General features: G+C 60.1%; 1 pseudogene. It reads left to right on the top strand.

The features are described 5' to 3' along the window. Positions 1–68 precede the first annotated feature (68 nt). A pseudogene (locus tag SFLMC1_RS08740) lies at positions 69–308 on the top strand (ATP-binding protein); the annotation flags it as partial.

Here is a 308-nt window from a genome sequence, read left to right as displayed (position 1 = left end):
AGATGCTGCCCCTGTCCTTCTCCGAGTTCGTCGACTTCTGCGGAATCGAGTTCGTATCGGGAACTTCGGTGGCTCTCACTCCCGAGGGGGATCCCGTTCTCTTCGACGACATGCTTACTCGTTACCTTGAGTACGGGGGCATGCCAGCCATTGCATCCCTATCGACGACCCAGGCGCAGCACTCGGCGTACATGTCCGGAGTCTACGAGGCCATCGCCGTGCGTGATATTGTCAACCGTGAGCGCGGGAAGGGCAAAAGTGCGGTGACTGACCCTTCCCTGCTGCGCCATGTGGCCGAATTCCTGGCG

The sequence above is a fragment of the Collinsella aerofaciens genome (assembly GCF_901212495.1).
GTDB classification, from domain to species: Bacteria; Actinomycetota; Coriobacteriia; order Coriobacteriales; family Coriobacteriaceae; genus Collinsella; species Collinsella aerofaciens_H.
The sequence above is the reverse complement of the archived record's forward strand: the minus strand, read 5'-3'. Positions and strand labels throughout refer to the sequence as shown.